The sequence below is a fragment of the Pseudomonas tehranensis genome, from assembly GCF_014268615.1.
In the GTDB taxonomy this organism is placed as follows: Bacteria; Pseudomonadota; Gammaproteobacteria; order Pseudomonadales; family Pseudomonadaceae; genus Aquipseudomonas; species Aquipseudomonas tehranensis.
On sequence record NZ_JABWQV010000318.1, the window covers coordinates 1 to 4,980 of the forward strand.

Sequence of the window (4,980 nt, forward strand, 5' to 3'; positions counted from 1 at the left end):
CCTCGCTTCGCTCGACAGCTCCTACAGAGCTCTTACGCAGCTCCTGCGGCCCGGCGGGGATAAATTCCCTCGCCACGGGGATTTACTACAGGTCCAAAAATAAAGGCCTCGCATACGCGAGGCCTTTATTTTGGCTTCCTGTCCATCAACTCTGGGGCCTCATGCCTTGGGAAAGACTGAACATGAACAACAACAGATCATCGTCCGGCCGGATCGCCTCGCTGGCCTTGGCCACACGTGGCAAAGGGCAGTGCGCGTCCGGGTGGGAAGCACTGAGGATCTGCGAACGGGGCTGCTCCCATACCGCCACCGCCATTGAGGTAACTGCCAGGGCTCCTACGAGAAACAGACCTCTAGCAATTTCTAATTTCATTGCTATAAACCTTTGATAGCGCTGCCAAACGCCGCTCTGTAAAAGTAGACGAGTTTTTCCCATTCTGAATCGCTGAACGACGAATGGCGTCGCAGTTGCTTCATGTCGTGGGACGCTGCGGTCCGGGAAGTCAGGCGTTGACGGGACTTTTCCAAATCCAGCAGGGCCACTTCGGCCCGAGCGGACTCACCCTCTCCGGTCACGCGCACAAATACATGCTTGGTATAGAGGCAGCCATGCTGCCAACGCCCCTTATGCATGCGAGCCAGGTTCTCTGCCAATGCTTGGAGAATTCGGTCATGCCCCGCTTCGCCATGACGCTCGCGCCCGCCTGCGGCATACCAGTGATCCAACTCCACGAAACCGTCCAGCGCATGAGTCACAAGCAGCGCACGCCACTTGTGAATCGGGTCCCGCTGTGCACCACAGAAGATGACCTTTGGAACGCTGACGTCGAGCCGGGCCAATGCCAGCAGGGCATCTTGCTCACGTAGGACGGTTGGGCGGCCAAACGGATGCAACAAGCTACGGTAAATATGCCCTGTCTGACGCTTGGCATAGAGCAGATCGCCGCCGTTGTTGATCCGCTGCACTCCGCTTTCACCACCACGACGCACATTGGGTTGTTCCACCCATTCACCCTGCTGATTCCAGAAGTGTTCGAAGCCGCAGCGGGGGGCCGCTGTTGTCTCTACTGCCACAACCATGCTGTTACCTCTTGCGTAATACATAAACTCGCCACATGGCATAGAGCGGCAGGAAGTCCAGTCGTTCCTGAATGCGGAAACCGGCCTGTCGGAATTCACCTTCGACTGTAGCGGCCGGTAACACAAATCGATTCTGGTAGCCTTTTTGCCCACGCGTGTACTCCAGACGTTTACGTTTCCAGGCCTTGAAATTTCCATCGACCCACAATGAAACGATCACGCTATCACGAGTGACACGCTCGAATTCCCGCAGAATCGCCAGTCGATGCGCAGGTTCACCGATGTGGTGGAGCAGGCGCATGCAAAAAATGCTGTCGACGGCGTTATCAGGCAAGGCAATGTCGAACGCAGAAGCGTGCAAGGGTTGTACCCGTTTTACAACATCGGCGGGTTGAGCGTTCAACGCGGTCTGAAGCATGGCTGTGGAATTGTCCGCACCGATGATTACCCGGTTCGGCTTTTCGGCCAGCACAGGCCATAAACGCCCGGCGCCACACGGTAGGTCCAGCACCAGTCCTGGGTCACCTGCCAACGTCAAGGCCGTGCGTGCCAGTTGTTCATCACGGCGGTGGGAAAGGCGACGACTCAGACCGGTCTGGTGTTTATGCAGGTATTGGTGGGCGTGCTTTTCGTCATATTTTTCGGAAAAGTCGAGCTTGATAGGATTGGACATTGGCGAGAGCCTCCATGATGCAATGGCTCCCACACTAGGGATGGACATGTGCACGCCAAGTCATCCCTTTGTGAAAACTTCATCATGCAGGCACTCGACGGTTTTCAGGATGTTTCCAACATGCAGGCCTGAGCGCCTTGCTCAGTTGCGAGGATGTAACTCAACCTCAAAATGACAGCCATTGGGCTCCATGGTGCTGAGGCTCACGGTCCAGCCCTGGTTTTCGCAAATCCGCTGCACCAGCGAAAGCCCCAAACCAAGCCCTTCGCCGCGCTTTTCGTTACCTCGCACGAACGGTTCGAACATCGCCTCGCGTTTTTCCTCAGGAATGCCCACGCCACTGTCCTCGACCATGAACCCGGTCGCAGACAGCGTGAGGCGAATGAAGCCCTGGTCGGTGTAGTGCAAGGCGTTGCGCAGCAAGTTGCCCATGACGGCGGTCAGGAACGTGGCGTTATACGGAGTGTCGGCGGTTTGCCCCGGCTCGAAGATCAGGGTCAGGCCCTTGGCTTCGATCGGTGCACGCCACAGCCCAACGAGGTCCTCGGCCACCTGCCCTAACGTCAACCGGGGCGACATGCCGTTGTCTTCGCGCTGGGTCCTGGCGAGCATCAGGAAGGTTTGCACCAGCTCGCGCATTTCTTCGCTGGCTCGATTGATCCGCTCGACCTGTTTGCGACCGCGCTGATCCAGAGCCGGGTTCTCCAGCAACAGCTCACAGGAGCTGGCCAGGACCATCAACGGCGTGCGTAACTCATGGCTCACGTCGCTGGTAAACAACCGCTCACGCGTCAGGGCCTGGCGCAGTCGCCCCAGCGTAGCGTCGAATGCCACGGCCAGCTCACCCACTTCATCGGCGGCATAGTCAGGGGCCAGCGGCGGGGCCAGCCCCAGGAGCTGGTCGCGATGGCGCACCTGCCGGGCCAGGCGCACGACCGGCGCCATCACCCGGCGAGCCAGGACCCAACCCAGGAACACCGCCAGCGCCAGGCTGAGCACGAATCCCACCAGCACCACGGCGAACAGCACCCGTTCGCGCTCTTCGAAGTCGCTCTGGTCCTGCAGTAACACGTAGTGTCGACCGTCAACAATCTCGACCATGGCGTGATACGACAATTGCGCACGAAAGACCTCGTGGAAACCGCGATCCAGGTGGCGCAGATCCTTGGGTAAATCGAAGTCACCCGGGCCGCCGCTGAAATAGAACAACTGGTCAGGTTCCGGACGGTGACTCCAGTCCGAAACACTGTCCATCAGCAGCAGGCGTTGCAGGTCTCCGCCGAGCCCGGCGGAAATCAGTCTTTCTTCCACCAAATGAACCGTCGCCACGATGCCCATGGCGAATGCCCCGGCGACCAACGCGCTCATCAGCGCAAAGGCGATGATGATCCGTTGGGCAAGGCTCTGCTTAAACTCCATCTCGGCCCTCGGCCAGACGGTAACCAACGCCATGCACGGTGTGCAGCAGCGGTTTGTCGAACGGTTTGTCGATCACCTGACGCAATTGGTGAACATGGCTGCGCAGACTGTCGCTGTCCGGGCAATCATCGCCCCACAAGGCTTCTTCGAGGATTTCCCGGCGCAGCACGTGGGGGCTTTTCTGCATCAAGACCGCCAGCAGCTTCAGACCGACCGGGTTGAGCTTCAACAGTTTGCCTTCGCGGGTGACTTCCAGGGTGTCGAGGTCGTAACTCAGGTCACCGACCTGCAAGGCGCGCCGCCCGCCGCCCTGGGCCCGACGCATGACCGCTTCGATCCGCGCCGCCAGTTCCGACAAGGCAAAAGGTTTGACCAGGTAATCATCGGCGCCGGACTTGAACCCTTGCAGGCGATCGTCCAGTTGATCCCGGGCGGTGAGCATGATCACCGGTGTATCACGTCGGGCGTCCTCGCGAAGACGCTTGCACAAGGTGTAGCCGTCGATGCCCGGCAGCATGATGTCGAGCACGATCAGGTCGTAGTGCTCGGTCGCGGCCAGGTGCAACCCCGACAGACCGTCCTGGGCACAGTCGACGGTATAGCCTTTGAGCCCCAGGTAATCGGCCAGATTGGCCAGGATGTCACGGTTGTCTTCAACCAACAGAATTCGCATGGGCATCTCCTCTGCGCACGTGGACGGTCATCGTGGCCCGCGCAGCTTAAGGCCAAGTGTGAATCACGGCTAGGGGTGTATCGGTGGCCCTGGCGAGTAACCCCATGTGGGAGCAACTGTCCTGGATGGTTTATTTAGCCCTAGACTTCCCGGCCATCCACACCTCCTCAGTGGTGGTTTCCGGTTTCCCTGCTCCCACAACGGTCATGCGGCCCATGGAGTGAGTTGCCCGGCATTGACGAGTTTTTCACCCGGCATTGACGCCTCGCCAACGGTGCCCGGACCAGACTGCGCGCAACCCGCTGTTCACGAAGCCTCTTAGGAAGGTACTGCCATGGTTTCCACCGCCACCCGCCCCGTCTCCAGGCCACTGAATTTTCGGGTCGCCCTGGGCCTGCCCGCTGCTATCGCAATCATCCTGGTGCTGCTGGAGCTGACCACCCTGGACATGGATCTGGCCAGGCTGTTCTACGACCCGGTCGAAGGGTTCATCGGTCGGCACAGTTTTTTTCTGGAAGACATCCTGCATGACCGGGCCAAACAGGTGGTCATCGCGTTTTCTGTGCTGTCGATTCTCGGGTTCATCTGCACGTTCTTCCTCACCCGACTCAAACCGTTCAAACGCGAACTGGGCTGCCTGGTGCTCTCCCTGGCGCTGGCGACTTCATTCGTCACGCCGATGAAAGCCGTAACGGCAGTGCAATGCCCCTGGAGCCTGAAGGAGTTCGGTGGCAAGCAGACCTACAGCAAGCTGTTAAGCCCGCGCCCGGCCACTGACAAACCCGGCCGATGCTGGCCCGGCGGTCACGCTGCCACCGGGTTTACGCTGTTCGCGTTGTTCTTCGTACTGCGCGACCGCCGCCCTCGCCTGGCACGCCTGGCCTTCATATTCGCAGCCTCCCTGGGAACGCTGTTCTCCGTGAGCCGCATGATGCAAGGGGCGCACTTCTTTTCCCATAATGTGTGGACGGCAGTGTTCTGTTGGCTGATTTGCCTGGGGTGTTATTACTACATCCTTTACAGACCGGCCGTTGGAGCTGACCCAGTGGCCGAGGGGGATCCTGTTAGCGCCTAAACCCCGTGCCAATGCTGGGGTAAAACCGAGGCATTAAAAAACCCCGCCTGCTTTCGCAGG

At 59.3% G+C, this 4,980-nt stretch carries 6 protein-coding genes; 1 reads left to right on the forward strand and 5 read right to left on the reverse strand.

All coding sequences use genetic code 11. The features are described from left to right. Nucleotides 1-145 precede the first annotated feature (145 nt). The 5 genes from HU811_RS24880 to colR all read right to left on the reverse strand — a co-directional run bounded on the left by HU811_RS24880 (nt 146) and on the right by colR (nt 3,845). Nucleotides 146-373 (reverse strand): hypothetical protein, encoded by a 228-nt coding sequence (locus tag HU811_RS24880; RefSeq protein ID WP_076383717.1) that lies wholly within the window; start codon nt 371-373, stop codon nt 146-148. Nucleotides 374-375: 2 nt separating this feature from the next. Further along, entirely contained in the window at nt 376-1,080 is a 705-nt protein-coding gene (locus HU811_RS24885; RefSeq protein ID WP_186658643.1) for a lipopolysaccharide kinase InaA family protein, read from the reverse strand. Nucleotides 1,081-1,084: 4 nt separating this feature from the next. Continuing rightward, nucleotides 1,085-1,753, reverse strand: coding sequence for a class I SAM-dependent methyltransferase (locus HU811_RS24890; protein WP_092393124.1), 669 nt, complete (start codon nt 1,751-1,753; stop codon nt 1,085-1,087). Between the two features lie 141 nt (nt 1,754-1,894). Next, nucleotides 1,895-3,172: a sensor histidine kinase gene (locus HU811_RS24895; protein WP_092457426.1), complete on the reverse strand. Its 1,278-nt coding sequence runs from the start codon at nt 3,170-3,172 to the stop codon at nt 1,895-1,897. Further along, complete coding sequence (gene colR / locus HU811_RS24900; protein ID WP_047226998.1) at nt 3,162-3,845, reverse strand: two-component system response regulator ColR; 684 nt, start codon at nt 3,843-3,845, stop codon at nt 3,162-3,164. Before colR ends, HU811_RS24895 begins: the two co-directional genes overlap by 11 nt. A 334-nt stretch (nt 3,846-4,179) precedes the next feature. Between colR and HU811_RS24905 the strand changes: the two genes are divergently transcribed. Then, complete coding sequence (locus HU811_RS24905) at nt 4,180-4,920, forward strand: phosphatase PAP2 family protein (RefSeq protein ID WP_186658645.1); 741 nt, start codon at nt 4,180-4,182, stop codon at nt 4,918-4,920. Nucleotides 4,921-4,980 lie beyond the last annotated feature (60 nt).

What these genes read in the sequence shown, in the direction of transcription:
- HU811_RS24880 (WP_076383717.1), bottom strand. Translation starts at nt 373, where the DNA reads ATGAAATTAGAAATTGCTAGAGGTCTGTTTCTCGTAGGAGCCCTGGCA.
- HU811_RS24885 (WP_186658643.1), bottom strand. Translation starts at nt 1,080, where the DNA reads ATGGTTGTGGCAGTAGAGACAACAGCGGCCCCCCGCTGCGGCTTCGAA.
- HU811_RS24890 (WP_092393124.1), bottom strand. Translation starts at nt 1,753, where the DNA reads ATGTCCAATCCTATCAAGCTCGACTTTTCCGAAAAATATGACGAAAAG.
- HU811_RS24895 (WP_092457426.1), bottom strand. Translation starts at nt 3,172, where the DNA reads ATGGAGTTTAAGCAGAGCCTTGCCCAACGGATCATCATCGCCTTTGCG.
- colR (WP_047226998.1), bottom strand. Translation starts at nt 3,845, where the DNA reads ATGCGAATTCTGTTGGTTGAAGACAACCGTGACATCCTGGCCAATCTG.
- HU811_RS24905 (WP_186658645.1), top strand. Translation starts at nt 4,180, where the DNA reads ATGGTTTCCACCGCCACCCGCCCCGTCTCCAGGCCACTGAATTTTCGG.